This window comes from Kosakonia arachidis (genome assembly GCF_900116535.1).
Classification (GTDB): Bacteria; Pseudomonadota; Gammaproteobacteria; order Enterobacterales; family Enterobacteriaceae; genus Kosakonia; species Kosakonia arachidis.
Map to the genome: position 1 here is coordinate 1,470,127 of NZ_FPAU01000001.1, position 26,784 is coordinate 1,496,910.

29 protein-coding genes and 2 pseudogenes are annotated in these 26,784 nt (G+C 47.8%); 13 read left to right on the top strand and 18 right to left on the bottom strand.

Annotated features, from left to right (window positions below):
- Positions 1-37: 37 nt before the first annotated feature.
- The 10 genes from BM427_RS07110 to BM427_RS07155 all read right to left on the bottom strand — a co-directional run bounded on the left by BM427_RS07110 (position 38) and on the right by BM427_RS07155 (position 9,249).
- Positions 38-601: an RBBP9/YdeN family alpha/beta hydrolase gene (locus BM427_RS07110; protein ID WP_167518511.1), complete on the bottom strand. Its 564-nt coding sequence runs from the start codon at positions 599-601 to the stop codon at positions 38-40.
- 33 nt (positions 602-634) lie between these two features.
- Positions 635-1,507 (bottom strand): triphosphoribosyl-dephospho-CoA synthase CitG, encoded by an 873-nt coding sequence (gene citG, locus BM427_RS07115; protein WP_090120394.1) that lies wholly within the window; start codon positions 1,505-1,507, stop codon positions 635-637.
- Positions 1,482-2,027 carry a citrate lyase holo-[acyl-carrier protein] synthase gene (gene citX, locus BM427_RS07120; protein WP_244316580.1) on the bottom strand — a complete coding sequence of 182 codons (546 nt, stop codon included), beginning with the start codon at positions 2,025-2,027 and terminating at the stop codon, positions 1,482-1,484. Before citX ends, citG begins: the two co-directional genes overlap by 26 nt.
- Positions 2,027-3,547 carry a citrate lyase subunit alpha gene (gene citF / locus BM427_RS07125; protein ID WP_090120396.1) on the bottom strand — a complete coding sequence of 507 codons (1,521 nt, stop codon included), beginning with the start codon at positions 3,545-3,547 and terminating at the stop codon, positions 2,027-2,029. Before citF ends, citX begins: the two co-directional genes overlap by 1 nt.
- Positions 3,548-3,564: 17 nt before the next feature.
- Positions 3,565-4,440 carry a citrate (pro-3S)-lyase subunit beta gene (gene citE / locus BM427_RS07130; protein WP_090120398.1) on the bottom strand — a complete coding sequence of 292 codons (876 nt, stop codon included), beginning with the start codon at positions 4,438-4,440 and terminating at the stop codon, positions 3,565-3,567.
- Positions 4,437-4,730: a citrate lyase acyl carrier protein gene (gene citD / locus BM427_RS07135; protein ID WP_090120399.1), complete on the bottom strand. Its 294-nt coding sequence runs from the start codon at positions 4,728-4,730 to the stop codon at positions 4,437-4,439. The genes citE and citD overlap by 4 nt, the downstream gene beginning before the upstream one ends.
- 1 nt (position 4,731) lies before the next feature.
- Positions 4,732-5,829, bottom strand: a complete 1,098-nt coding sequence (citC, locus tag BM427_RS07140; protein WP_090120400.1) for a [citrate (pro-3S)-lyase] ligase — start codon at positions 5,827-5,829, stop codon at positions 4,732-4,734.
- Between the two features lie 56 nt (positions 5,830-5,885).
- Positions 5,886-6,749 (bottom strand): fumarylacetoacetate hydrolase family protein, encoded by an 864-nt coding sequence (locus BM427_RS07145; protein ID WP_090120401.1) that lies wholly within the window; start codon positions 6,747-6,749, stop codon positions 5,886-5,888.
- A gap of 72 nt (positions 6,750-6,821) precedes the next feature.
- Positions 6,822-8,066 carry an MFS transporter gene (locus tag BM427_RS07150; protein ID WP_090120402.1) on the bottom strand — a complete coding sequence of 415 codons (1,245 nt, stop codon included), beginning with the start codon at positions 8,064-8,066 and terminating at the stop codon, positions 6,822-6,824.
- Positions 8,067-8,160: 94 nt separating this feature from the next.
- Positions 8,161-9,249 (bottom strand): 4-oxalomesaconate tautomerase, encoded by a 1,089-nt coding sequence (locus tag BM427_RS07155; protein WP_090120403.1) that lies wholly within the window; start codon positions 9,247-9,249, stop codon positions 8,161-8,163.
- Positions 9,250-9,408: 159 nt separating this feature from the next.
- On the opposite strand from BM427_RS07155, the gene BM427_RS07160 reads away from it, so the two are divergent.
- The 5 genes and pseudogenes from BM427_RS07160 to BM427_RS07180 all read left to right on the top strand — a co-directional run bounded on the left by BM427_RS07160 (position 9,409) and on the right by BM427_RS07180 (position 13,931).
- The gene (locus BM427_RS07160; RefSeq protein WP_090120404.1) at positions 9,409-10,335 is read left to right on the top strand and encodes a LysR family transcriptional regulator; all 927 of its coding nucleotides are present in this window, start codon (positions 9,409-9,411) and stop codon (positions 10,333-10,335) included.
- Between the two features lie 168 nt (positions 10,336-10,503).
- Entirely contained in the window at positions 10,504-11,724 is a 1,221-nt protein-coding gene (locus BM427_RS07165) for an MFS transporter (RefSeq protein WP_090120405.1), read from the top strand.
- Between the two features lie 341 nt (positions 11,725-12,065).
- On the top strand, positions 12,066-12,800 hold the full coding sequence (locus tag BM427_RS07170; protein WP_090120406.1) for a hypothetical protein: 735 nt from the start codon (positions 12,066-12,068) through the stop codon (positions 12,798-12,800).
- A 440-nt stretch (positions 12,801-13,240) separates the two neighbouring features.
- Positions 13,241-13,416, top strand: a pseudogene (locus BM427_RS07175) (LysR substrate-binding domain-containing protein); the annotation flags it as partial.
- A gap of 92 nt (positions 13,417-13,508) precedes the next feature.
- On the top strand, positions 13,509-13,931 hold the full coding sequence (locus BM427_RS07180) for an ASCH domain-containing protein (protein WP_090120407.1): 423 nt from the start codon (positions 13,509-13,511) through the stop codon (positions 13,929-13,931).
- A 148-nt stretch (positions 13,932-14,079) separates the two neighbouring features.
- Here the strand turns inward: BM427_RS07180 and BM427_RS25675 are convergent, their stop codons facing one another.
- The 4 genes from BM427_RS25675 to BM427_RS26310 form a co-directional block, all read right to left on the bottom strand.
- A complete protein-coding gene (locus BM427_RS25675; RefSeq protein WP_175539125.1) occupies positions 14,080-14,229 on the bottom strand; it encodes a hypothetical protein in 150 nt (49 codons plus the stop codon).
- 141 nt (positions 14,230-14,370) lie between these two features.
- Complete coding sequence (locus BM427_RS07190) at positions 14,371-14,814, bottom strand: hypothetical protein (RefSeq protein WP_090120409.1); 444 nt, start codon at positions 14,812-14,814, stop codon at positions 14,371-14,373.
- Positions 14,815-15,138: 324 nt separating this feature from the next.
- Positions 15,139-15,399 carry a bacteriocin immunity protein gene (locus BM427_RS07195; protein ID WP_090120410.1) on the bottom strand — a complete coding sequence of 87 codons (261 nt, stop codon included), beginning with the start codon at positions 15,397-15,399 and terminating at the stop codon, positions 15,139-15,141.
- A gap of 13 nt (positions 15,400-15,412) precedes the next feature.
- Positions 15,413-15,460, bottom strand: coding sequence for a hypothetical protein (locus tag BM427_RS26310; RefSeq protein ID WP_341874205.1), 48 nt, complete (start codon positions 15,458-15,460; stop codon positions 15,413-15,415).
- 202 nt (positions 15,461-15,662) lie between these two features.
- On the opposite strand from BM427_RS26310, the gene BM427_RS07200 reads away from it, so the two are divergent.
- Both BM427_RS07200 and BM427_RS07205 read left to right on the top strand, forming a co-directional pair.
- Positions 15,663-16,013, top strand: a complete 351-nt coding sequence (locus BM427_RS07200) for an SH3 domain-containing protein (protein ID WP_090120412.1) — start codon at positions 15,663-15,665, stop codon at positions 16,011-16,013.
- Between the two features lie 54 nt (positions 16,014-16,067).
- Positions 16,068-16,305, top strand: a pseudogene (locus tag BM427_RS07205) (ISL3 family transposase); the annotation flags it as partial.
- A gap of 44 nt (positions 16,306-16,349) precedes the next feature.
- Here the strand turns inward: BM427_RS07205 and BM427_RS07210 are convergent.
- Positions 16,350-17,252 (bottom strand): GNAT family N-acetyltransferase, encoded by a 903-nt coding sequence (locus BM427_RS07210; protein ID WP_090120414.1) that lies wholly within the window; start codon positions 17,250-17,252, stop codon positions 16,350-16,352.
- Positions 17,253-17,716: 464 nt separating this feature from the next.
- On the opposite strand from BM427_RS07210, the gene BM427_RS07215 reads away from it, so the two are divergent.
- The 4 genes from BM427_RS07215 (at position 17,717) to BM427_RS07230 (ending at position 22,838) form a co-directional block, all read left to right on the top strand.
- The gene (locus BM427_RS07215; RefSeq protein WP_090120415.1) at positions 17,717-18,505 is read left to right on the top strand and encodes an IclR family transcriptional regulator; all 789 of its coding nucleotides are present in this window, start codon (positions 17,717-17,719) and stop codon (positions 18,503-18,505) included.
- Between the two features lie 4 nt (positions 18,506-18,509).
- Positions 18,510-19,415, top strand: coding sequence for a dihydrodipicolinate synthase family protein (locus BM427_RS07220; protein WP_139234386.1), 906 nt, complete (start codon positions 18,510-18,512; stop codon positions 19,413-19,415).
- Between the two features lie 10 nt (positions 19,416-19,425).
- Positions 19,426-21,393, top strand: a complete 1,968-nt coding sequence (yjhG, locus tag BM427_RS07225; RefSeq protein ID WP_090120418.1) for a xylonate dehydratase YjhG — start codon at positions 19,426-19,428, stop codon at positions 21,391-21,393.
- A 95-nt stretch (positions 21,394-21,488) separates the two neighbouring features.
- Positions 21,489-22,838 carry a GntP family permease gene (locus BM427_RS07230; protein ID WP_090120419.1) on the top strand — a complete coding sequence of 450 codons (1,350 nt, stop codon included), beginning with the start codon at positions 21,489-21,491 and terminating at the stop codon, positions 22,836-22,838.
- Between the two features lie 108 nt (positions 22,839-22,946).
- Here BM427_RS07230 and BM427_RS07235 read toward each other — a convergent pair whose 3' ends face one another.
- Complete coding sequence (locus BM427_RS07235; protein ID WP_090120420.1) at positions 22,947-23,996, bottom strand: NAD(P)-dependent alcohol dehydrogenase; 1,050 nt, start codon at positions 23,994-23,996, stop codon at positions 22,947-22,949.
- A 111-nt stretch (positions 23,997-24,107) separates the two neighbouring features.
- Between BM427_RS07235 and BM427_RS07240 the strand changes: the two genes are divergently transcribed.
- Positions 24,108-24,491 (top strand): winged helix-turn-helix transcriptional regulator, encoded by a 384-nt coding sequence (locus BM427_RS07240; RefSeq protein ID WP_090120421.1) that lies wholly within the window; start codon positions 24,108-24,110, stop codon positions 24,489-24,491.
- 62 nt (positions 24,492-24,553) lie between these two features.
- Here BM427_RS07240 and BM427_RS07245 read toward each other — a convergent pair whose 3' ends face one another.
- Positions 24,554-25,342, bottom strand: coding sequence for a phosphotransferase family protein (locus BM427_RS07245; protein ID WP_090120423.1), 789 nt, complete (start codon positions 25,340-25,342; stop codon positions 24,554-24,556).
- Between the two features lie 448 nt (positions 25,343-25,790).
- Here BM427_RS07245 and BM427_RS25680 point away from each other — a divergent pair, with 448 nt between their 5' ends.
- Positions 25,791-26,072 carry a polymyxin B resistance protein pmrD gene (locus BM427_RS25680; protein ID WP_167518510.1) on the top strand — a complete coding sequence of 94 codons (282 nt, stop codon included), beginning with the start codon at positions 25,791-25,793 and terminating at the stop codon, positions 26,070-26,072.
- Here the strand turns inward: BM427_RS25680 and BM427_RS07255 are convergent.
- Positions 26,062-26,538: a WbuC family cupin fold metalloprotein gene (locus tag BM427_RS07255; protein ID WP_090120425.1), complete on the bottom strand. Its 477-nt coding sequence runs from the start codon at positions 26,536-26,538 to the stop codon at positions 26,062-26,064. The two genes, BM427_RS25680 and BM427_RS07255, sit on opposite strands and share 11 nt — an antisense overlap.
- Positions 26,539-26,784 lie beyond the last annotated feature (246 nt).

Sequence of the window (26,784 nt, forward strand, 5' to 3'; positions counted from 1 at the left end):
TTAAAAAATGCGCCAGGGTGCCATCTACATTAAAAATTCATCTGTTTATTTTTAATAGCATCTCTCCAAATTGTGATACTTTTTCAAGACCATATTCCCACTCGCCAAATCCGGACTCCGAATTAATATGACCAGCATCTCCGACATCTATCAGCTCGCATCCCCAACTGTCAGACCAAAATACAGCACGATTGAATGACATAAGCGGGTCATTGTGACTGGCAAAGACCATTCCGGGTATTTTTAACTTCGATGCGGTGATAACGCCTTCAAGTTCAAAACGTGACGGTTCAGCAGGCGCAACCATAACAATCCCGGCAACATTTGCAGCTCTGCTCTGGACCTGGTACCAGGATGCAAGCGCGCCAAAGCTATGCCCAATCAAAATAACGGGCAAAGTACAGGTGGCTAATTCTCTGCGAATCGCTGCGCCCCAACTTTCAATATCCGGCTGCAACCAGTTTCGTTGACTTATTCTTTTCCAGCGAGGTAAACGACGCGCCCAACAGGTTTGCCAGTGGTAATCGTCGCTATCTCTTAATCCCGGAACAAGAATCGTTGTGAAAGAATCATCCAGTTGTAACAGACGCGGTATTGTCATGGTAAATTCCATCAGTCCTTAGTTTTCTATCGCTCAGGCTGGGTAATGCGCCAGCAGCCAGGTTACCGCCAGCAGATCCGCACTTCCTCCCGGGCTTAAATTTCGGGCAATGAACGCAGTGTCCATGTGCAAAAGCGCCTGCCTGAACCTGTTGCCGGTGAGGTGTTTAATGCGCAGGATTCTGGCCGCATATCGTTGTGCATAGCGTAAGCCTTTGAGTCCCCCTCGCGCGAGGATATTCGTGTCAGGATTGTGAGCCATCAACGAAAGTAACACCCGCAGTAAAGACTCCTCCGGTGAATAACCCGCGTTGATCGCTTTTTCCCATGCGGGTAATCCATGATTCCTTACCGTAGCAAACCCGCTTTCGGCCTCTCCACGCGCGCCCGTAACGCCATACTCGCGAAACAGTTGTTCCCCTTTGGTTTTCGCATCGCCATTTTGCTTCAACTCCCGGCGCACCATACCGATGCAGATCTGGCTAACTTCCCGGCAAAGCGCGCTACGATTGATCGCTTCGCCCTTACCTTTCAGTCGCCCGGCAGCAGAACAAAACAGACCCAGCGAAAATATTCCCCCTTTGTGGGTGTTGATCCCTCCCGTCGCGCTGAACATGGCCTGCTCACAGGCAAGCCCAGCAGGCCGGATGGCGAGGAGTGTCTGTCTGGGCTCTTGTTTAGCGGTTTGTAGACCTTGTGCAACAAACACTGCGAACCAGGGGGCAATTGCTGCAATACTGGACATGAATAGCCTGAGATCCATATCAGTATGCGCCCCATTATTATGACGGTCTACCAGCCCTGGTTTGGGGGTCAGAATAACTTCGCGGTACATTCCCTCGGCAGCCAATTCCGCAATGTTAAGTTCATGACTGAACGGTTCATTTCTGATGGCAGAAATAGTCATCAATCATATCCTCCATAACAGCGTGTAAGGTGTGGAGCGGATGCCGCCGCATTCGTGAACAGACATGTGCTGGCTCATCACAGAGAAAACATCGTCTTTTGTCTTCACCGACAGATTTACGACTCAATAAGCCGCTATCCGGGCAAAACACATCGATATCCCACAACCTTCCCAGTGGATGGCTCTCCTCCAGGCGTATTGTCGCCTTTTTTACCTGTGATGCGGGTGCGTTGACGGACCAGAATGACTCTGGCCCGGTAACAAACTGGCGAGCATTGTGCCTGATGATTTCCCAGCCATTGGCGGTGATCAGAGCAGTGAGAGCGTCATTCGCTGCCGCCATGACAGCCCTTGATTCAGGCGTATCTTTTACCTCACCAGGCCAGACCAGGGTCGTAGAAATCAGGGTATGTCCCCAACGGTTCAACCAGAGTTGCTGCTGGTACGAACGGGCTTCTCTGGCAATCAGTAACTGCTCCAAAGAAATGGGTGAGCACGATGCATCTGCCATAACGTTCATTACTCTTTAACCTGCCGGACGACGTCAATAACACTGCCATCGCGGTAACGGACGACGCCCACAATTTTGGCGGTAAATTCGATTGCTTTTGGATGACCGGAGATGTCCAGCGCACGCTGATACAACTCGTCAATACTCACTACAGGTAAGCCATTATCCACCAGTCGCTGATAAATTTCAGGGCGTGAAGGGTTTACGGCAATGCCGTGATCGGTGACTAATACATCAATGCTTTCACCCGGTGTAACGCAAGTTGTAACGCGCTTCACAACGGTCGGAATTCGGCTGCGGATCAGCGGCGCAACGACCACTGTCAGGTTCGCTGCTGCGGCAACATCGCAGTGACCACCGGAAGCGCCGCGCATCACACCATCCGATCCCGTCAGCACGTTAACGTTGAAATTTGTATCAATTTCAAGGGCGCTGAGAATCACAATATCAACGCGATCGCAGCATGCTGCTTTCGATGCCGGGTTAGCGTAAACGTTGGTAGAGATTTCAACATGGTTTGGGTTTCTGGCTAAAGACGCTGCGGCAGCACTATCAAAACTTTGGGTGTCCAGGAGTTTAGCGATCAACCCTTTCTCATGAAGATCCACAATACTGCCGGTGATCCCACCTAATGCGAAACGCGCAGTGATGTTTTTATTTTTCATGCGCGATTCTAAGAAGCGCGTACATGCCGTTGAAGCAGCGCCAGAACCTGTCTGGATTGAGAATCCTTGTTCGAAGTAACCCGAATGTTCAACCACATCGGCAGCTGAACGCGCGATCATCAGCTCACGAGGATTACTGGTTACGCGAGCGGCGCCGACGCTGATTTTTGCAGGATCGCCGACACTGTCAATTTGAACAATGTAATCGACCTGATCCTGAACAATGCTTGCAGGCATATAAGGGAAAGGTTCAATTGATTCGGTCAGCAGTACAACCTGTTTCGCGTACGCAGCATCTACCATCGCGTAACCCAGAGAGCCGCAGCGTGATTTACCACCGCTACCACTTGCGTTGCCATATTCATCGGAACAGGAGACAGCAAGAAAGGCAACATCAATATTAATTTCACCTTTTTGAATGAGATTAACACGACCACCATGCGAATGAATTTGTACCGGCTCCTCCATCAGGCCGTGAGAAATAGCATCAGCTAACTCCCCTCGCATGCCGGAGGTATAAATTTTCGTAATCACCCCATTGCGAATATGATTAATTAACGGGGCATTACAGGTCATTAATGAACTGGATGCCAGGGTAATACCTTTCAGACCCAATGCCGCGAGTTTATCTACGACAAGATTGATGACTTTATCGCCTTCACGGAAAGCATGATGGAATGAAATAGTCATACCATCATGGAGTTCGCAGCGGTCTAACATTTCATCCAGACTTTCACAAAGTTTACGCTGATATTTTTGTCTGGTATCTGCAAGATAGGGCGTTGTTGTGTTGGCATGGGTAAAAGCAATATACTCTTTTGAATGCCCGAGCTGTTCTTGTAAAGCTTCGATTAATTTGCTCATCTTTATTATCCTGTAAATTAGTGGCGAATGCCTGATGCTTTTCTTCTCTCAAGAACAACCCTGGCGTGATTGATAATTGGCGCATCAATCATTTTGCCATTCAGAGAAATGACACCGAGTCCACTACGCTCGCCTTCTTCGGCAGCAGTAATTACGCGCTCCGCGTAATCAACCTCTTCCTGGGTTGGCGCATAGGCATTGTGAAGCAGCTCAATTTGCCGGGGATTAATTAAAGATTTACCGTTGAAGCCCATGCGGCGAATTAAATCGACTTCTTTTAAGAAGCCCTCTTCATCGTTAACATCGCCATACACCACGTCAAAAGCATCGATACCCGCGGCGCGCGCCGCGTGTAAAACTGCGCAACGCGCATAGAACAGTTCAGTACCGTCTCCGCGCTCCGTCTGCATGTCCATGACATAGTCAAATGCGGCTAATGCAATACCCATCAGCCGCTCTGAAGATCGGGCAATGGCAACCGCATTGATGACGCCAACAGCAGACTCGATAGCAGCCATCAGTTGTGTGGAACCCACTTTACGGCCACAGCTTTCCTCAATGCGTACAATTTCACGTTCAAGCTGGTGAATATCTTCTGGCGTATCTGTTTTAGGCAGTCGAATAACATCAACCCCGGCACGCACAGCCGCTTCAAGATCTTTCAATCCGAATGGGGTATTAAGCGGGTTAATACGCACGACCTTTTCAATATCTTTATACATGGGGTGCTGAAGCGCATTGAAGACCAAAATACGTGCGCTGTCCTTCTCTCTCAAAGAAACCGCATCTTCAAGATCGAACATGATCGAATCGGGCTTATAAATAAAGGCAGTAGATAACATGGCCGCACTGGAGCCCGGTAAGAAAAGCATGCTACGACGTAATTTTTTCATTGTAATTTCTCCCAGTTAATTTCATCGCTGCATGTTCCTCGCATAATGGCCACTTGCATGCGGGAGCGAATAACACAATCAAGCGCACCTTTGTCATCCACAATAATTTGCCCATGAGTGACGTTGAATGCTGTTAACGTTTCTTTGACAACTTGAGTAATTTGCTCGCCAAATTGCTTCATTACTTCACTGTTAATAACAATATCCAGTCCGGTGTCCGAAGGGCTAACTTTAACCATTAGGTCGCTCGACTCCAGCGTACCCGCCAGAGCTGCCTGTACAATTTTCATTTTAATGTCCTACGCTAATACTCATGGGATTCTCTGCCAGACAGGGTTCCGGCAAGTCATGGTGATTTGCTCTCAGCCAGTTATATAAATAAGGGGTGGTACTTTCTGGCACCCTATTTTTTGCAACTGACAGTTTGTTTTCATTCAAGAGAGAACGAACGGCTGATGCTGATATAGGATAATTATTCTCATCAGTTTTCCGATCTATTTCATGAACCGTAATAGAGTTTGCCGGAATGACGCATTCATCTTCAAGCCAGTGGTGCATTGCCTGGTTGTACTGAGCTGTTACTTTACAATATGGCTCAGTGCCGACGAAACGATGTGTAATACCCAGTGATGGCGCAATGTAACGCCGAAAAATAATCAAATCGATTGCAGAATAGACATCATTAACAACCTGTTTTTCTTTTAAGAAATAGCCAGGAAACGTGCCGCGAGAAATAATGTATCTGGAGCCAGGGTGTACCGTCACATTGGAGAGATGTTTCACGCCATCACGTACCATGGCAATACGATCATTAAAGGAGAACTGAGACAAGTTCTCTTCGACAACAAAAACATGCAGCCAATTACTGGCGCGGGATGCTTGCTCAATGAGAAATTGATGGCCTAACGTGAACGGATTCGCATTCATAACGATTCCGCCAATTTTGTCTGCCGGGATGAAAAAATCGGCACGAAGTTTTTTGCAGTACCGATGGATTCCAACCGGCGTGTTTTCCATCAACGTTGCTTTATTCTCAAGGGTGGCTAAAGGATAGAAGCCACATCCACGGAAAGATTTAACATTATCAGGACAGGTTAAAAGGAACAGATGATGATCGCCATTTTGGTTTGCCAGATATTCCGCTTCACGAATCAACTGCAGCCCAAGGGAGGTTCCGCGCCATTCTATGTGAACCGCAATACACTTCAATGTATTGCCCGCCAGGCCAGCACAGGCAATTAATTCTTTATCTGCACGAGCAATCACGAATTGCTCGATATCATCATCTATTCCTAATCCATTACTGTGCAGAAATCGGATAATCTCCTCTTTGACAATACCGTTGCTGGTTTCAACAGTACCGAATTCTGGCATTTTTTCGGCATACATCTTAATTGTTCCTGACCTGAAAGTAATCGACGCAGTGTGTGTATTTATTTCGAAAATTAAATGGCGAGTAAATGTAATCGCTCTGTTGATTCAACAATTGTATTCGTCAGCCGTCCTAATTTTTCGATTGCCACTTCAACACGATCACCGTCGTGCATAAACAGCGGTGGATTACGTTTTTTTCCGACGCCACCCGGTGAGCCAGTAATGATGACATCGCCAGGGCTAAGAATAGTGAAGGTGCTAATATATGAAATAAGATCTGCAACCTTGTGAATCATACTGGCTGTTGAATCATTCTGAACCAGCATACCATTTAAATATGTCTGAATGGATAACGCGTGCGGATCCGGGATTTCATCGACAGTGGTCATATATGGCCCAAAAGCGCCGGTTTGACGCCAGTTCTTACCCGCTGTAAACCAGGCGTGCTGCCAGTCACGAACAGAACCGTCCATGTAACAGCTATAGCCTGCAACATGGCTCAGCGCATTGCTTCGTTCAATATTTTCGCCCGCTTTTCCGATGATAACGGCAAGTTCGCCTTCGTAATCAAACTCCTCAGTAATATTGGGTTTGATTACCGGTCTTGCATGCCCGGTTTGAGAATCCGCGAAGCGAATAAATAATGTTGGCGCATCATTAGTTTCGGCAAACTCTTTTCTTTTTTCTGCGTAATTCATTCCCACGCAAAAGATTTTTCCAGGCTCTTCGATAACCGGTAAGAAAGTAATATCTTTGTCCGTAATATCCGCTGGATAGTTAACATACTGTTTTGCAACATCGAGAGCATCCCATTGCAGAAGATCTTTCAATGTAGGATATTGCTGACCAATTTTTTGACCAAGATCGATAATGCCGGATTCAGTATGAATACCGTAACTTTTACGGCCATGATGAATATAACTTGCAAGTTTCATAATAACACCTAATGACTATTTCGCTTTATCCCCTCACGGCAATTCTGGCCATGAGGGAAGTATTTATTACGGTTACTTCGCAGTTTCTACTGTAATGAGATTCGCTTTCTTGTCCGAAGCAAGGTGTGTCGCCACAATCATGCCCAGCACCAGCAAGGCAATAATAAATGCCGTCATGCCTGCCCAGCCGGCAGAGTGAAAGACGAAGCCATTGACGAACCCAACCACTGATCCACCCATGTAGTAGAAGAATAAATAGAGTGCGACTGCCTGCCCGCGTGCATGTGCGGCATTTTTACTTACCCAGTTCAGGCCGATGGAATGGCAACCGAAGAAGCATGCGGTGAAGATGACCGCGCCAATGATGAACGTAATTACATTCGGCGTTAATGTCAGTAACATGCCCAAAGACATAACTGCAAATAACACGCGAAGAACATTCATGCTGCCATATTTAGCGGATAAACGACCAGCTTGCGGCGCGGTAAAAAAGCTCAATGCAAAGCTGAATGAAAGTAACCCAGCGTTAGCGGGAGAGATATGGAACGGTTCACCCTTCAGGAAAAATGCCAGGTAGTTGTAAAGAGAAGTGAAGGTACCAAAAATGATGAAGCTGATGACAAATGCGAGTGCGAGTTTTTTATTTTTAAAATGTGAGGCCGCGCCTTTCACAACCCGGAAAACATTCAGGTTTTCAGTTGGTGTGAATTTTTTGGAGGCTGGCAGAGTGAAGAATACCAGCGCTGCAACAATAATCAGGCTTGCTGCGAAACCATAGAAAATGGTGTTGATTGAAATATGGTCGATCAACTGGCTGGCGACGATACGGCCAGACATCCCCCCCATCGAGTTCCCGAAGACAAAGTAGCCCGTTACAACACCTGCGACGACCGGTGCCACCTCTTCACTAATATAAGCCGTTGCCGCTGCGGCAATGCCGCTCAATGCCAGCCCAATCACTGCACGTAGCGCTACCAGCATGGTCCAGGAGTGTACCAACGGACAAAGCGCTGTCAAAAAACCACCAAGCAGTAAGGAGACGATAATCAAACGCTTACGGCCATAGTGATCGGAAAGCGTACCGGTGAACAATAAACCAATCGCAAGCAAGGCAGTTTCTGCAGAAAGAATAATACTTACCTGATGAACAGGAATGTCATATTCAACGGCAAGAGCAGGTAACAAAGGCTGAATAAAAAATAAAGAAGCTAACTCAGCCAATCCTGAAAGTGCTAAAGCAATAATCACGCGGATGTATTGACCTGCTTTTACATCTCCACTTCCACCTGAGTTATTTTTAACATTAGTTATAGCCATAATATCCTCAACTTTATATTTCTGGTACAGAGTTTGTTAGCCCTTGTGGGCTAAAGGTATTAATACGTTCAGATTTTCAAAGGCTGGCCAATGTTTAGATAGCTTCCGCTAAAGCGATTTCCGGAACACAAACATTACCCTCGAATAATTTACGAGTCGTCCTGATTACAGAAGCACGGGTGTTTTCTATTTTATTTCCGCACTTTAATAAAGAAACTGTAATCTTACCGCTTGGATGCTCAATGTTAACAATGTTGGTAAATGCATCTTTGGGCAGGTCGCTAATGATTTTATGTGCAACGGAACCTTCGATTATCGTTGCAGTAGAAATACCAATAGACCCTGTAATAGCAAGTGATTTATGGCAATTATGCGGCATGAAATAGCGAACCTTAATCGTACCGCCTGCCGTGGGTTTGCTCAGCAGGACGGGTTTGGGAATAACTTTGTTAGTTACATCGCCAAAACCCATTACCTCGCCTGCTTTTAGACGGATTTTTTCAAGACGTTGCATAAACGCCAGATCCGAATCGAGATCAGCGGGTGATTCACTGCCGGTTTTATCCATCTGATGAGCATCGATTAAGATCATCGGCATTGCCATATCAATGCATGTAACTTCAACACCATCAAACACGTCCGTTGTGTTACCGGTCGGGAGCAACTTCCCGGTTTTGCAACCTGCGGAATTCAGGAACGTCAAGCCGACAGGCGCTGCAGTACCCGGTACACCATCAATTTGCGTATCTCCCTCGTAACTCACCTGGTAATCGGGTGTCTGCACTTCGGCATCAACGAATGTTCCCGTGTTGAGATTGCGGATACGTACTGTTGTTACCGGATTTTTGGGCGTAACCAGTCCCTTTTCAATGGCAAACGGGCCCACTGCACATAACATATTTCCACAGTTTGGCGTTGTATCCACTCGCCGCTCTTTCACCATGACCTGCGCAAAAAGATAGTCAATGTCAGCATCGGGGCTATCCGAAGGGCTCACAATCGCCACTTTACTGGTTTGTGGGCTCCCACCACCGATACCATCAATTTCCAGTTCATGGCCAGCTCCCATCAAAGACAACAGAACGGCGTCTCGTTCCTGAACGTCAACGGGCAAGTCGCTCGCCAGAATAACCGGTCCCTTAGACGTGCCACCACGCATCAATACGCAAGGAATGTTGAACATAGGTTTTCTTTCTCTTCCCACATGTTAAATGATGGAGCAAGCGTCCCATAAGTGGATAAATAACTCTAATGTCAAAAAACGAAGGATTGATGCGTTTTACACATTAATCCGCCGTCGGCTAAGATGGCTACATACCGGGCAACCAGAAGGTTTGAAAAAATGCAGCACGAATTACAGGGTATTCAAGCTTTTGTTAAGATTGCAGAAATTGGATGCTTTACAAGAGCATCACAGTTTTTACACATCTCTCAGCCAGCATTAACAAGACGAATAAAAAAACTTGAGGAAAGTTTGGGTACCACGTTATTTGAGCGTTCAACCCGACGAGTGAAACTTACGGCAGTAGGAAGAGACTTCCTGCCCAAGGCCAGGAATCTCTTAGATTTTTATGAAAGCTCAATACTCAGTATCAAAGAAATGGCGACGCATCAGACAGGCGTGATTACGTTATCCTGTTTACCTACCGCAGCTTTCTATTTTTTGCCCGCCGTTATTCGTGATTACAACGAACATTACCCGAATATCCGCATCCGCATACTTGAGCATAGTGCTAATGACTGCCTCGAAGCCGTGCTTAACGGCGATGCAGATTTTGGCATAAATATGATAAACATCACACACCCGTATATTGAGTTTACCCCTCTGGTCAATGAGCCCTTCGTTCTCGCCTGTAAACGAGACCACGATCTGGCAAAAAAATCGCTTGTGATGTGGGAGGATCTTGCCGGACTGAGGCTGATTGGCGTGCGTAAATCGAGTGGCAACCGGCTGTTGATCGATCAGGCGCTGGAAGGATTTGACTGGCAACCCAACTGGTTTTACGAGGTAAGACATCTGTCCACCTCTCTTGGGATGGTAGAAGCCGGTTTAGGCGTGGCCGTCGTCCCCAGTCTGGCAATGCCGACAGATGAGCATCATGTTCTGGTGAGTCGTCCGCTTATTGAGCCGGTGATCCGCAGAACCCTTGGATTAGTCGTCAGAAGGGGAAATTCTTTGAGCCCTGCGGCCGAAAAATTCCGTGAAATGTTGATGAAGCTGTGGTCTCAGGATAACACCAGCCCGTGGATTGGAAAATTTAGCAATTAAATAGCCATTTGTTTTATGGCTCATTGTTAACAAGAGCGAAACGCATGGTTCGCGCGACATCTTATTTTCATCAATAACCGATACACTGAATGAGAATGATTTCGCGAGTTTGGTTGGGGCATATACCATTGCTAACAGAGTGAGTTAACTATGAACAAGGCAGGAAATATGTCTCTTCGTTCACTGCGGGCGCTGTGCCTGACAAGTTTTTTTATTGCTGACGTCCGTGATGGTCTCGGCCCTTTTCTGGGGATATTTCTCACCCAGCGACACTGGCAACCGGATGATATCGGCTTGTTGATGACGCTGGGAGGCGTGGCAGGGTTATTGGCGACACTCCCGGCCGGATTTGTCACCGACACCTCCAAAAACAAGCGGACCCTCCTGGCTCTGCTTTGCATAATGATTACCGCAAGTACGTTTCTGCTCTGGTTCAGTCAGAAAAATACCGTCGTCGCGCTTTCACAAATTGTCAGCGGAATATGTGCTGCTTTTGTGGGCCCCTTGATCACGGGGATAACACTTGGTCTGACGGGACAACGCGGCTTTAATGGACAGATGGGTAAAAATGAGGCATTCAATCACGCCGGAAATTTCTTTACTGCATTGATTGCCGGAGGCATTGCCTGGTACTGGGGCGTCGGCGGTATTTTCCTGTTGATGGCCTGTACGACCGTGTTAACGCTGTGTGCTCTGCTGGTTATTCGTAATAAGGATATCGATAACGATGCGGCACGAGGTATCCAGTCCTCGGTTCCTCAGGCTCTGCCGGGACTCTCCGTACTCACCCAAAACAGGGCACTGTTTATTACCGGATTAACGTTGATGCTGTTTCATCTGGCAAATGCTGCGCTGTTACCCATGCTCAGCATGCGTGTTGCCGCTGCGCCTGGCACCATGAACCCCGGCTTGTATGCGGCTGCCACGGTGATTATTTCTCAGGCCGTGATGATCCCGATGGCCATCTGGGTTGCCCGGCGAATCGACAAGTACGGCTACTGGCGATTAATTATGTTGGCGTTGCTGATAATGCCTCTGCGGGCGGCGCTGGCAGCGACCTCGGCTGCCCCGCTAATGATGGTGCCAGTACAAATACTGGACGGAGCGGCTGCGGGTATCCTGGGCGTGGTGGTGCCTGGTTTTATTGTCGCACTGCTGTGCGAGAGCGGGCACGTCAACGCCGGGCAAAGTGTGGTGATGTTAATGCAGGGTGTGGGTGCGTCAATGAGCCCTGCATTAACAGGGGCGATTGCCGGTAATTACTCCTTTGCCACGGCGTTCAGCGTGCTGAGCGCCATCGCGCTTGTGGCACTGCTTATCTGGTGGCGATATGCGAGCGTCCTTATTGAACATGCATCAGCGCGGACACTTAAGGTAGGTGCGGACTGACCAGCAGGCTACCCGCAATGCAGATGGAGAGATAATTCTGGCACTTCGCGGTGTCTTCTAACACCGCGATAATGGGGAGGAACAAAACAGTAAACGCTATCGCAGTTGACTCTTGCAGTTGGAATTAAGTTTTCTTTGCTTTCCATTTAAACGTGAACTTTAAAATAAGCATATTTATCAAACGATTAATTTATTTTGTTATTTAGCTACATAAATAATATTAAGTAGCTAAATAAGCTAAATTTCCTTGTTGGACAATTAGTTAGTAAGTTACTCTTGGACATTCTAACGATACCACTCATTAGTGATGGTTATTTTTACTAAAAAAGGAAAGCCATAATATGCTGGAGCTATTTACTCCCCAAAAAATAGATCTCAATTTTGGGCTGAAGCAGCTGTTTGACGAAAAGCTAAAATCGAAAGTGGGAAAGATGCGTTACAACATATTGTATATCAGCGCAAGACCGGGTCTTTTTTTTGATCGTTCACACGACGCCACTACTGAATTTTCAAAGCATAAAATGAGTTATTTAATGCATAAAGGCCATAACGTAACGGGGGCATATGCCTCCACCGTGGCGGAATTTATAGAAACGTGGAATGCTATTGGAAAAAATGAACTACAAAATATAAATAAAGTGATTATTGATTATCATGGGGCAATCAGTCCTAAAAGAGGCTATCAAAGCCTGATTGTTATTTCCCCTTCTGAACTCCTGGATAAGCATCATATTTCCATGCTGGAGAACAAGCCTGGCGTAAAGGTGGTATCCCTGTATAGCTGTTATAGCGGGTTCTTAGAAAAATATAATCCTGCCGTTGGTTTTCTCGGTAAACTCACCGCACCTGATGCCCATGTGGTTGGATTTGATGCGCAGGGTGATAACGATATGCAGCGTTTAAAAACGGTCAGGCATTACGATGCCGGAGAACAGTTTGACAGAGCGCTGAGTGCGTTAAAGATTAACCGGTTGCAGTTGGGTCGGGTTAAGTACAGTAAAATAGACAAAGCTGAAATTATGCTGCAGCACTATACAGGAAATATTCGACGAGCGTTGTCAGATTACATGTGTTGAATCACTATCTCTGTTGACTGACTCAATGGTGAATACCCCGGAAAACCGCCTTCGCCCTGGTGTATTTGATATTATTTACCGCGATATATATCAATTGGTTATACACTATTGAGTTCTTCAGTCAGATTGAGAAAATCCTCTTTGTGGACACGGTGATTAGGCTCTTTAATTGAGCGATAGCTATTATAATGAATCTGATAAATATAACCTTCTCTTAGATCTTGTAATTATAATTTTTTGCCTTATAAGTGTTTGTTAACCTGGATGCGTTCATAAAATATGAGTTCCACCGCCGTCCTCCCTCGGCTTAACGACATAACACTCAGGTTTGACCGTGGCTGCTTCTGCGTAACATCTTCCAGATCATAAAAGCGCAGAGCAGCGTCATTACCGCCAGTGAATGTAAAAAGGTATAGGCGGAATCGTAACTTTCTTGCAGTATCAGTTATGTCCCTGATTTCACCGTGCGAGAAGCACTTATCCAAGGCGATCTCCAAGAAGTGTTAGCCGGTTGTTGCATCACACAGGGCACATTTTCCGCACTGTGGCCAGCCGTTACCTTTCTCCCCGGATACGCTGTTTTATCGATTTTATGGCGGCAAACTGGATTGGCTAATTCGCGCATAAACCGTGTGATGGAAGCAAAAATGGGCAACCACGGTTTTAAGACGCGCTGGGCGTCAGATAACTGTTAAGAAGGGCTTTTTGATGAGTACAGTTGACGAAGTAAAAATGAAGTATCCAGGGGCAAATGCATGGCAGATTGGGGACAGCCCTGACCTGGCCAACGCGCTTGCAAAGCTGGTCATAAAAGGGATTAAAACGGCCTCATGTGGCTCTTTTGCGTCCTTCCAGGCAGAAGAATCACCGCCCCGGATCGGCAGTTATCATATTATTCTCGATGGTCAGGGTACACCGGTATGTGTTATCAGAATGATTTCGCTGCGTCTGGTACGTTTTTGTGACGTTACCGAAGCGTTTGCCCGCAAAGAGGGTGAAGGCGATTTGAGCCTTGCCTACTGGAGGAAAGAACATCAGCGATTTTTCACCCGGGAAGGTTTTTTTTCTGAAGATATGGAGCTTGTCGCAGAAGAGTTTGTGGTCGTTGAAATTCTGTCATCCGGCAAGTGACTGCATATCAGTAACGAAAAAATAGCCTCGGCTTTCCGTTTTAGCATACGCAGCCAGAATATGGGGTTCAGGTGCTGAAATCAGTGGCGTGGTTGAAACAGAGTTTGCGGCAATAAACAGCAAACTCTTTTTTCATCCGCGTCTGGATTTAATTTAGCGTGTCCAGCGCAATAACGCCCTGCCCGGTTTTTATCCAGCGTGGCGCTTTCAGACGACCAGCAAAAAACATCACCAAATCCAGCAACAAATCCCCTATCACTCGGGACTGTTCGGTGGACAGTGAACCATTAATTAGCAAGCGCGTGAGCTCTTCACAATAACGACATAGCGCATCGCTTTCCGGTGCAAACGCTGGAATATAAGGTAAAAACTCGACGGTCAGTGATTCAGTTAAATACTCGGGGATTCACTTTGCTGGCTTTGGTTTGTGACAAAGGAGTCAGTAGATACTGAAATGAACGAGGTATCTGCCATATTGTGCTTCAATGACAAACTCTTCGTGCAGGGAGCCATACCACACTGGTGGGCTGGTGATAAGAGTAAAGAACTCTGCATTACCGGTCATTTCATTGAGAGCATCGGTAAAATTGGCGAGGAGGTTCTGCTTGAGTGAGGAAGGCAGAAGTTGCATGTCCTCATGCTCAAAGAACCATAAAGCTACTGTCTCCATAAATATTTTTTGAGAGCATGCTTTAAGTTGTGGGTGCCAGTATGCGGACGGAAACTTATCTGTGATGGATGAGTGATACATCGCCAAAGACGTCAGCATGCTGTCACTTTCCTCAAGTTTAATCACAAAATAATCTGATACGCGGTTTGCCGCATCATTCATACAGCCTACAGCCCGCATAAATCCTGAAAGTCGTTCCGCATATTTATCCATTTTTCCTCTCTAAGCACGTTGCCCTATCTGAATCCGTGAATATAACTACATAACAAAAGTAATGTTTCAGGACATTACAACATGTCTGTGAGTGTCCATGTTAAACAGCGTGAGGGGATATTAAAACATTAAACGCTCCAAGTGACTAAGACAGATGCTGTAACAACTTCCGTTTCTGGCACTGAGCGGACAGAAATCAAGGTCACAAGGTCCGCTGCGAGCGAGGAGCGGAAGTTCGCATTTGTCACAATCACCGGGATGTTGGACTAACATTGACGTGTGATAGTCAACCGGGCGCTGGTCATTAGAAAAGCCATTGAGTGTTTATTCCGGTTTAAAGCCTGGTTTGCCGTTAGCTGCGCGCCATTCTTTAACTTCCTGAGCAATACCCTCTGGACTGTCTTCACGATTATCTCGCGGGTAAAAAATAAGATCGGAACCATCAGGGTGTTCAGTTATCTCCTCAAAATAGAGTACATTTTCCACGTCTTTATTTTCAGTGGTATTAGCGGGATTAAAAATGCCACGGACAAAATCTAAAAATTCAGACTCAGAATAATCAGTGATTTTTTTCTTATAATCCATATTGACCACCTCACTATTTTTTATGGGTTTCAACATGACGCTTAGGGGTTAACACCCTTATGTTGTCAAGATTATATACTGCACCACTTCCTGTATAGGTTCTTTATGGTGAAGCTCATGCTTTAAACGCTTACCTACACGTTCTCCTTTTTTGACAAAAGTTGCCTTACCAAACAAGAGATGACGCAGGGATATGGGTCTTCCCCTGTTGTGGCAACCGTTGTAGGATTTTTGCTGTTTAGCGAACAAGAGGAGGAGATCACTTGAACAATGCTGCTGTTGTCATCAGAGATTACACTTCAGCTTATCCTGACCCCATCTCTATAAATAAGGCCAGTACTGCCGTTATCAGCCATTGTGATCTTGAATATCGCGGATGGGTATGGATAACGCTTGCCTCTGGCAAAGCCGGATGGGCTCCACAACAAATATTTACGCCCCTTAGCGCAAATGAAGCCGTCTGCCTTGAAGACTATACAGCGCATGAATTATCAGTCAGGTCCAGTGAGAGAATTACTGTCATGAAATCTCTCAATGGCTGGCACTGGGCGCTCAAGGACTCAGGTGAATCTGGCTGGGTGCCAGAAGAATGTGTAAGTATTCTGGATATCTAATTTTAATCCGGTGCGCTCCTGTGGACGAAAGATCCCTCTATGCACATATTCTCAATTTGTCCGGAGCATGGCTGCCAGACCCTGCCTGTTCCGTAGGCAGGCCCGGGAAGCCGGTATACGCTTCTGTTCGAATCGTTCGTGCTCTCATGGCTAAAGCCAGCTATCTTCGCACGCTCACTAACGGGCCATTATGGATGCAGAATATATAAGAGCAGCACGTATCCCTTTACCCAGTACGGTCGAGAAAATCGCCTTTGACCACTTCCATGTCGCAAAGCAACTGGGCGAAGTTCCGACCTGTATTTTGCTATAACTGGCTGACAGTGGGTTACCGGTTCATTCAGGGCTCGCGGCGGCAGCTGATATACTTTCAAACCGTTTTTTTTCCAGCCTCATAGGCGTAACCGGCATGCCATAAAAATTACGCGCCTCTCCCGTTACCTCTCCGCCAAACTGCCTGATAATGTTTACCGTGATTTCGCGGGCATCGATGATTACTTCACTGCATTCGAGGAAAATATCCTGAAGGGATGTCAGGGCCAGTTTTTTACCTATCCCGAGCCCTCTGTAAGCCGGATCAACGCAAAACCGCCCCCAGTGATGCTGTTCATTTTCCTGCCAGCACGCTACTGTGCCCAGCAGATATTCTCCGGCGCGTGCCACCCACCACTTACTCTGGTGCTTTTCAGAAATGGGGACCAGTTCTTCCGGTATTTTCTGCTCTTCAGTAAAAATATGAAGCAAAAGTTCCTGAACGTCTGCGTAACGGTTAGTGCGTAAGCATTCAACCTGAATTCGGGCTGGTTCAAGATGGGCATTACGCCGGAAAGCCACTTTGCGAAGCGTACGCAATCCCTCGGTTACTGTTGTTATTTCATCCTTTTTCATATCCTCATTAATAAAATTCAGTTCACTGTCTGCTGCTTTTTCTGCTCTTCTCAACTGGTCTGTACCTTCCTGTGTGAGCCGGAAGTATTTGCGTCGCTTATCCCCGTTAACAGGGATAGTTTCAGCATAATTACAAGCCGTCAGGGTGGCCAGTATCCGGCTCAGTGAGGCTTTATCCATGTTCAGTTGAAGGCTGAGTTCATTGAATGAGGTTAGCCCGTTCGTGGAGAGATAAGTCAGAATATGGGCCTGTGTTAACGATAAGCCGGAGTGAAAACAGTCTTTACTGAGCAGACCAAGCTCCCTGACCAGATAACGTAATTCCGCGCGTATTTCATGAACTGAAGACATTTTTAAACCTTTGTTGATAGCATCAATGATATTGCTATCACAAATGATCCGGGTTATCAATACGTGTGTTAAGAGGGTCAGTTAGTTGTGTAGCAAGGTGTGCTATGAGCGTGAAGCGGAAGTTGGCAATTGCTCTCACAGAAGCAATTAAAACTGAAAGTATGCTCATAAAAATTACGAGAAGAAACAGGTCTGATAAGAGCGGCAGCAGAACTGCAGTGAGCAATGAATCACAGACCAAATATAACCTCAATTCCACTGGGGCGGTTACCTTGTCGTGACAACATGCCCTCTCTTGTTTTTCAACTATTCGCATTCGCGAATGTCAGGACGACAATTCCGTTATTCAAACTGCGTACGAGATCACATTGAATCACTTCATTACGGTTCAGCATGCTGAACAAGGCATATTTTCCACTTTGAATTGCCGATAGGATTTATTCCATGAGTAAGGAGAAACTATTATGGTTCGCAAAGGGTGTAATTCATTAGTCCGCGCCGAAAAAATATTAACCCACATCGCATGGGTTGGCGTGGCAAGTTATATGGAATTATTGAATGAATTCCAGTACCCCAAAAGCAGCCTGCTTAATTTATTGAATGTGATGGTGGAATGCGGCTTCTTAATTAAAAACAAAAATGGCCACTATTCGCTGGGAATAAAAAACTACGAACTGGGTTGTCAGGCGCTACACCGTCAAAATATCTTTGAGGTGACGAAGCGGCCAATGCAGGAGTTGTCGCTGAAAAGCGGACTGGTCTGCCATCTGGGCGCAATGGAGAGCGTTTCGGCTATCTATCTCGACAAAATCGAAAGCCCGGACTCGGTACCGACGAGCAAAAGCTGGATTGGCAAAAAACTTGAATTACATATTACCGCGTTGGGTAAGGCATTATTAGCCTGGAAAACACGAGAAGAGCTGGATTATTTCTTGGAGGCTCTCACGCTAACCTCGCATACGCGCAATACATTTACCAATAAAAAATTATTTCTGGAAGAGTTACAAAAAACGCGGCTTCGGGGATGGGCTATAGATAACGAAGAATCGACCTATGGCGCAGTATGCTTAAGTATGCCGGTATTCAATATGTATAACCGGGTTAACTATGCAATCTCGCTTTCAGGCGATCCGGTGGTTTATTCAGAAAATAAGATCGAAGGCTATCTGGAATTACTGCGAAAATGCGCCGGACAAATATCTTATGGGCTGGGATACAGAAACGAAAATGAGCATTTACGAAAAGGAAACTGAGGTAATGAAAAAATTCAGCGGCATTATTCCACCGGTATCCAGCACGTTTCATCGTGACGGAACCCTTGATAAAACAGCAATGCGTGAAGTTGCCGACTTCCTGATTAATAAAGGGGTCGACGGGCTGTTTTACCTGGGCACTGGTGGTGAATTTAGTCAGATGAATACCGCCCAGCGCATGGCGCTCGCCGAAGAAGCCGTGGCCGTTGTCAACGGACGGGTACCGGTGTTGATTGGCGTCGGTTCACCCTCCACCGACGAAGCGGTCAAACTGGCGAGACATGCACAAGCTTGCGGCGCTGATGGTATCGTCGCCATCAACCCCTACTACTGGAAAGTCGCGCCAAGAAATCTTGATGACTATTACCAGCAGATTGCCCGTAGCGTCACCCTGCCGGTTATTCTGTACAACTTTCCGGATCTGACGGGCCAGGACTTAACTCCGGAGACCGTTAAGCGTCTGGCTCTGCAAAACGAGAATATCGTCGGCATCAAAGACACCATCGACAGCGTCGGTCACCTGCGCACAATGATCAATACCATTAAGGCGGTGCGCCCGTCATTTTCTGTATTCTGCGGTTATGATGACCACTTACTGAACACGATGCTGCTGGGTGGCGACGGTGCGATAACCGCCAGCGCTAACTTTGCTCCGGAACTCTCCATCGGCATCTACCGCGCCTGGCGCGAAGGCGATCTTGCAACCGCCGCGACGCTGAATAAAAAGCTGCTGCAACTGCCCTCCATTTATGCCCTGGAAACACCGTTTGTCTCACTGATCAAATACAGCATGCAGTGTGTCGGGTTGCCAGTAGAGACTTATTGCTTGCCACCGATTCTTGAAGCATCTGAAGAAGCCAAAGATAAAGTCCGCGCGCTGCTTATCGCGCAGGGCATATTACCGGCCTGAGGAGAAGCCCATGTCTGTTCGAACTATTTTTGCTGACGAGTGTAACGATATCTACACCGTCAGAACACACGCCGATGGCCCGGACGGCGAACTACCATTAACCGCGGAGATGCTTATCAACAGCCCGAGCGGGGATCTGTTCGGTATGACTATGAATGCCGGAATGGGCTGGTCTCCGGACGAACTGGATCGGGACGGTATTTTACTGCTCAGCACGCTCGGTGGCTTACGCGGTGCAGACGGAAAGCCCATCGCACTGGCGCTGCACCAGGGACACTACGAGCTGGATATCCAGATGAAAGCGGCGGCCGAGGTTATTAAAGCAAACCGTGCCCTGCCTTATGCCGTATACGTTTCCGATCCTTGTGACGGACGTACGCAGGGCACAACGGGTATGTTTGATTCGCTGCCATATCGTAATGACGCCTCAATGGTGATGCGCCGTCTAATTCGCTCTCTGCCCGGTGCGAAAGCTGTCATTGGTGTGGCGAGTTGTGATAAAGGACTTCCGGCCACCATGATGGCACTCGCCGCACAGCCCGATATCGCGACCGTGCTGATACCCGGTGGTGCGACGCTGCCTGCAAAAGGCGGAGAAGACAACGGTAAGGTGCAGACCATCGGCGCACGCTTCGCTAATGGCGAATTATCACTGCAGGACGCACGCCGTGCGGGCTGTAAGGCCTGTGCCTCTTCCGGTGGCGGTTGTCAATTTTTGGGCACTGCCGGGACATCGCAGGTGGTGGCTGAAGGACTGGGGCTGGCAATCCCGCACTCAGCCCTGGCACCTTCCGGCGAGCCTGTGTGGCAGGAGATTGCCAGAGCTTCCGCGCGAGCGGCGCTGAACCTGTGTAAAAAAGGCATCACCACCCGGGAAATTCTCACCGATAAAGCGATTGAAAATGCGATGGTGGTCCACGCGGCGTTCGGCGGTTCAACCAACCTGCTGTTGCACATTCCGGCAATTGCTCACCAGGCGGGTTGCCATATCCCCACCGTTGACGACTGGATCCGCATCAACAAGCGCGTCCCCCGCCTGGTGAGCGTACTGCCCAATGGTCCGGTTTATCATCCGACGGTTAATGCCTTCATGGCAGGCGGCGTTCCGGAAGTCATGTTGCATCTGCGCAGCCTCGGATTGTTGCATGAAGACGTTATGACGGTTACCGGCAGCACGCTGAAGGAAAACCTCGACTGGTGGGAGCACTCCGAACGGCGTCGGCGGTTCAAGCAACTCCTGCTCGAACAGGAGCAAATCAGGGCCGACGAGGTAATCATGTCGCCGCAGCAAGCCCAGGAGCGCGGATTGACCTCAACTATCACCTTCCCGGTGGGCAATATTGCGCCAGAAGGATCGGTGATCAAATCCACCGCCATCGATCCCTCGGTGATTGATGATCAGGGTATCTATTACCATAAAGGTGTGGCAAAGGTTTATCTGTCCGAGAAAAGTGCGATTTACGATATCAAGCATGACAAGATCAAAGCGGGCGATATTCTGGTCATTATCGGCGTTGGACCTTCCGGTACCGGGATGGAGGAGACTTACCAGGTGACCAGTGCCCTGAAACATCTGTCATACGGTAAGCATGTTTCGCTCATCACCGATGCGCGTTTCTCAGGCGTTTCCACTGGAGCATGCATCGGCCATGTGGGGCCAGAGGCGCTGGCTGGTGGCCCCATCGGTAAATTACGCACCGGGGATATCATTGAAATTAAAATTGATTGCCGCCAGCTCCAGGGCGAAGTCAATTTCCTCGGAACCCGTAACGATGAACAGTTACCCTCACAGGAGGAGGCTACTGCAATATTAAACGCCAGACCCAGCCATCAGGATTTACTTCCCGATCCTGAACTGCCAGATGATACCCGGCTATGGGCAATGCTTCAGGCCGTTAGTGGTGGGACATGGACGGGTTGTATTTATGATGTAAATAAAATCGGTGCGGCTTTGCACGATTATATGAATAAAAACTGAAAGAAAAAATAAAAATATCCAGACACCTTAACTATTCGGCTACGCATTATTCATTATTTGCGTAGCCGGATGCTACCCTATTATGAGAGGACGTTATGCCACTTATTATCGTTGTGGCAGGGATTGCTTTACTCCTGCTTTTAACCATAAAAATTAAGCTCAATACGTTTGTTTCGTTAATTATTGTCTCGATTGCTGTCGCCATCGCCAGTGGTATGGATTTGAGTAAAGTCGTCACCTCGGTTGAATCCGGGCTTGGCGGTACACTGGGCCATATTGGTTTGATATTTGGCTTCGGTGTCATGCTCGGTCGCTTGCTGGCCGATGCGGGCGGTGCACAGCGAATAGCGTTGACCATGCTGAATTATTTCGGAAAAAATAAACTTGACTGGGCGGTGGTCTCCTCGGCGTTTATTATCGGTATTGCACTTTTTTTCGAAGTCGGTTTAATTCTTCTGATACCTATTTTATTCGCTATTGCCCGTGAAGCAAAAATATCGCCGATGTTTATGTGTGTGCCGATGCTGTCCGGTTTATTGGTCGCACACGGTTTTTTACCCCCCCACCCCGGCCCAACAGTTATCGCCCGTGAATATGGCGCGGATGTAGGACTGGTACTGATATACGGTATCATTGTCGGCATCCCGACCTTTATTCTTTGCGGCCCGGTATTGAATAAATTCTGCCAGCGCATTATTCCGGACGCCTTTAAAAAAGAGGGGAATATTGCCTCTCTCGGCGCGACCCGCCGGTTCAGCGAAAGCGAAATGCCTGGCTTTGGGATCAGTTTTCTCACGGCAATGCTGCCGGTGATCCTGATGGCAGTCGTCACCATCATCCAGATGACTCATGCCAAAAGCGCTGCTGATTCAGGCTTGTTCTACAACGTGATTCTGTTCCTGGGTAACTCGACGATCGCCATGCTGATTTCACTGCTGTTCGCGATCTATACCATGGGGCTGGGCCGTGGGAAAACAATCCCGGACCTGATGGATTCCTGCGGAAAAGCGATTGCAGGCATTGCCGGTCTGCTTCTGATTATCGGTGGTGGCGGCGCATTCAAGCAGGTTCTCATCGACTCTGGCGTCGGTCAGTATATTTCCACCCTGGTTTCGGGCATGGATATTAACCCGATCCTGATGGCCTGGGGCGTGGCCGCATTCCTGCGTATTTGTCTGGGTTCTGCCACCGTCGCGGCGATCTCTACCTCAGGTCTGGTCATCCCATTGTTGGCGGTGCATCCCAATACAAATCTAGCCTTGATTACGCTGGCGACCGGTGCCGGGTCCTGTATCTGTTCCCACGTCAACGACGCCAGTTTCTGGATGATTAAAGACTTTTTCGGGTTGACGACCAAAGAAACGCTGTTGTCATGGACGCTGATGTCCACGCTGTTATCCATCTGTGGGCTGATCTTTATTCTGCTCGCCAGCTTTATTCTATAACCACCGGGGCACGACGTTTGTCCGGCCTGCAGGTGCGATTTCGTAGGCCGGATAAGACACCAACTCCTCCCGCAGGGCCGCCAGGAACAGGCTGCGCCCGTCGTTTCACTACCAGTTCGTCGCCTTCATATCAATGACAAAGCGATACTTAACGTCACCCTTAAGCATACGGGCAAAGGCGGCCTCGATATGCTCGCCACGAATCATTTCAATATCGGCGGTGATATTGTGAACGCCGCAGAAGTTCAGCATCTCCTGAGTTTCCTTGATGCTGCCAATCGACGAACCGCTGATGCTTAAGCGTCGGAACACCATGGGCGTAATATTCGGTGAGTTGTGTGGCTGGTCCGGAATGCCTACCAACACGAGGCGGCCATTGGTCTTCAATGTTGCCAGATAAGGATCAAGATCGTGCGATGCCGCTACGCAGTCAATAATAAGATCCAGAGAGGTTTGGCAGGCAGCCATTTGCGTGGCATCGCGCGACACTACTACCTGTTTTGCCCCCAGGCGACGGGCATCGCTTCCCTTTTCCGGGGAGGTCGTAAACAGTGTCACTTCTGCTCCCATCGCGCTGGCCAGCTTCACAGCCATATGGCCTAAACCCCCAAGACCTACAACACCAACACGATCGCCTGCATTGATGTTGAAGTGGCGTAACGGCGACCATACCGTCACCCCTGCACACAACAGCGGTGCAACCCCGGAAAGTGGCAGGTTGCGAGGTACAGAAACAACAAAGTGTTGATCGACGATCACGCTCTGCGCATAGCCGCCCCAGGTGCTGCCGCCGGTATATTTATCAACGCCATTGTAGGTAGCCGTAAAACCCGCTTCACAGTACTGTTCTTCGTGATGCTTGCAGAAATGGCACTCGCGGCAGGAGTCGACCATCACGCCCACACCAACGATATCACCGGGTTTAAAATCGGTGGCCTCATCTCCAACTTCCAAGACTCGCCCGACTATCTCATGTCCCGGCACCATCGGATATTGGCTAACTGACCATTCATTACGCGCCATATGGAGATCTGAGTGACACACGCCGCAATAGAGGATCTCGATTTTGACATCCTGCTTTTGTAATGCGCGCAGCGAAACCTGATCTGATGTTAAGGGTTGTGCCGCATCATGTGCGACTAATGCGTTGATTTTCATTTTACCTCTCGAATGTGCTGGTTTTGGGTAATTCAGGGGGGCAAACTATAGTTAACAAGATTCCATATTGATAGTAGTTACCATTTGGTGACCATAGCAGAGGACAGAACAGTGCCAGCCTGGGTTGAGGGTAAACTCTTTTTCTATGCGGACTCACCGCCGCGACGCCTGATGGAACTCTTTTCAGTTAAATGGAGCACAATGGTGCTTCATGCGCTCTCTCACTGGCCGGGTGAACGCGCACGCACTGGCGAGTTACAACGTAGTTTGCAGGGGATTTCCAAAAAGATGCTGTTTCAGACGCTGAAAGAACTGGAGATGCGAGGTTTGATAGCCCGCCATGTTTATGACGTGATCCCTCCAAAAGTCGATTACCGTCTGACCCCACTTGGCCGCACGTTTGCCGAACCCATTGAGCAAATGTACCAGTGGGGTTTAGAAAATGAGTCCGCACTGGATAAAATGGAAGCCTGCTATCAGGCCGCGTCCAGATAAGTGCTTTACAGCACCATCATGCCGCAATGAACATGCCGCTCGCTTTAACGCCCATTGGCCATTCATAGCATGTTGACTCCATCTTCTAACCAGTCTGGAAGATGTTCCCTGTACCAGTTGAGATATAAAGGAAATGCTGCTTTTTGCCGCTCATCAAGGAGTACAATCACTTCGGTGACAATCCATGCCTTGGCAATGGCAATTTCTCTCGCTAACCCATTAAAATCATGATGGGAAGATAGCTGACAATAGCGTTCAGCAACCTCATTAAACGTTTGTTTCGTACCCATACCTTTTATCAGCGGGGCCAGGTCGATAGCCGGGCTCCCTTTTCCAAATCTTTCCCAGTCGAAAAGAACTAAATCACCGTTTTCCCTTCTTCCCCAATTGCCGGCATTGCTATCGCCAGAAACCAGATTTTGTTCACCAAACAATGCATCACTGCATTTATGAAACAGCCGTAGCTGTCGTGCACTTTTATCAGGCAACGCCAGGAGTTTGAGGGATTTTTCGAGCGCGAGTTCTGACCATAAGTGAGTATGGTAACGCCATTTGGAATTAGCAGGACATTTATGCAAGCGTCCCAGCATAACAATGGCGTCGTCACATGCGACATCGTTCTGTTCAACCTTGTGGGGAATATATTCCATTCTTAACTTACGCAAGGCAGCGTCTGCGGACAAAAGCATTGGGGTCGCAATTCCTGCCTGATTAATCTCCGTTGCGGCATATTGATAGAAACTGAACTCCACCTCGCCAACAGGACATTTCTCAATAACTGTATGACCGCAGTCACTAACATTCAGCGCCACCTTCGCGGTGCCCATTTTGGATAAATCAGTGGCAGACATGCACTATCTCTTCAGAATTGATAGGTTGGTTGCTTGGTTTTGAGTGTACTGCAAATTGATAGTTTCACTGGTAATGTTAATGACATCATCCATATGTTGCCAGGTGGATAATGTCCGGTCCTGGCACACAGGGGACGAGCTAACTGAGCTGAAGGTCCGCTGTGAGCGAGAAGCGGAAGTTGGCGCTAAAAAGATGACTACCGATGCCGTGTCGATTCAACTTACCGGCGGGCATACAGTTACTGCTCTTGCACTGCTACCCGCATTAAACAGGTTAAGTACCATGTTATCCGCAGTCATTGCGCCACCCATTTGGTCCTTGTCGTTATCCTCCACATCAACCTCCAATAATATTTTCAGTTGCCCTGGCTCACGTATTTCACCCATACCATTGTCATTTCAGCACGTTATGCTAATTTTCCCGTTAGATACTGCGAAAGGAATATTTATGGAGTGGCTGGTGCTTGATGCTATTTATCTGGGTAAAGCGAGTCGCTATATGCTCATTCTTCATGCCGGAACATTAAAAATGATGTCTGAGGTCACCTCCAAATCCCTCATACAGCCAGGCGATATTCTTTACCCCGTCAGTGATGCCATGTATCTGATAAATAAAAATGAGAATCAGCGTCTGAAGATCACCAGTGCCTCTGCATTTTCGGCCACACAGTGGTGTTTTTTGAAAAAGTCATGTAAAAGCACTCCGCTCAAAGCAAAAATTACAGGGTAAAACCACCATCACCCACTTGCGCCAGTGCATACCATTTCATCAACTCAGCCGTTCCCGGCTCGTTTTCGGCGGGTGCCCATGGGGCCATATCTTGCTCAGCTACTGGCCGGTAACCCCCGTGTTTTACCTCAAAAATAACGCCTCCTTTATCCATCGACAACACTGCATGCCAGGTCCCGGCATCCATTTCCAGCACCTTGCAGTCTTCACCTAACACAACGCGGTGGGTCACGTTGCCTTCGTCATCAAAATTCAATACCAAAAAGCGTCCGATGAGGGATGTCAGCAGCTCAAACGTGTGCGGGTGGCGGTGAGGGCGAACATAGGTACCCGGTTCCATAGCGATAGCCAGGCGCTGAACAGGATCGCTCAATTCAGGGTGGAGATTACGATGAGCACGTAAGCGAGGGGAATTTTCAGCCTGTTCGCTTTGTTCTTGTAGATCACTGAATGTAATTTGTTTCATATTAGCCTTTGTGAATGTAGGTCGCTCACAGGAACCCGGATGCCGTGAGGTTTTATGCTATCAATATCTTTTTAATCATTAGTGTTTCAACTTTCCAAAGCAGAAACAGGATTTGTTACTTTTACTGAAAATAGCTTATCAATTTTTCGCCTATGTATCAGATCATTCATTGCATGGTGTCAACGGGGTATGTTCTGCTCTTCGGTGAAAATTACATATTATCGATAGTAATGTCCGTTCCTGGCC